Genomic DNA, 826 nt, shown 5'->3' on the forward strand with positions numbered 1-826 from the left:
GATGGCCCTGTCTGCGCCGCAGCCCCCTGCCGATAAAGCCGCCATGCGCCAGCGCCGCCGCTGGCTGGCCAGACGCCGCTCGTTGCGAGTGGTACGAAAGATACTAGCCTTCACCATCCTGACGACGCCCTTTCGCTATTTCGGTCTTGTTCTGTGTTGTCACATGCCATTTGGAATGCAATTCACCATTCCAACTTTGCTGAGTTTCTACAACTTTTGGATCTTTTGCCTAACCTTCTTCATTTTTTTCAAATATATTCGGATATTTCCGACATTCTCCCTCCTTCCTCTCGCCGCAAATATCGCCTTGGCTATTGCCACCCCGTCAGGAATGCAGTGGAAGACAAATTACAGCTTGTATTTTGACCAGTTTTATCCGGATCGTATGGCGGTCATACGACTGATTGAAAGTGGTGCGTTGCTTGGATTTGACCAACCCGGTGGTGTTACAGAACTACCGGAAGAATACAAACATACATCTTTTCCGGACGGCAAGGTCGGGTACAATCGCGAAGGGAATCGATACCGCGTGTATTTTCCAGCAGAGTGGTACACATTGGTCCGATATGGGTTCGAATACGGAAAACAATACACTAAAGACAACGACAGCGCGGTTGAGCCTGTGTATGAATCTAAGTTTATAGCCCCAGGTTGGATTTTCCTATCATACTAAATAGCGAACATATGCCCATCTTCCCATCGGGGATGTCGACAAACGCCCCGTTTCGTCAAGCCCCCTTGAAATGCACCTCCGGGCTAGGCGCACCCTCTCGGCCTCCTGCCCGCGACTGGCGCGGCAACCGGAAAACGGATAACCTGCCGCCAT

The 826-nt window shown here is 51.1% G+C and carries 1 protein-coding gene; it reads left to right on the forward strand.

All coding sequences use genetic code 11. The features are described from left to right. Window positions 1-673: hypothetical protein (locus NY78_RS25355; RefSeq protein ID WP_043641433.1), on the forward strand; the 673-nt coding region annotated here is incomplete at its 5' end. Window positions 674-826 lie beyond the last annotated feature (153 nt).

The organism is Desulfovibrio sp. TomC, from assembly GCF_000801335.2.
Classification (GTDB): Bacteria; Desulfobacterota; Desulfovibrionia; order Desulfovibrionales; family Desulfovibrionaceae; genus Solidesulfovibrio.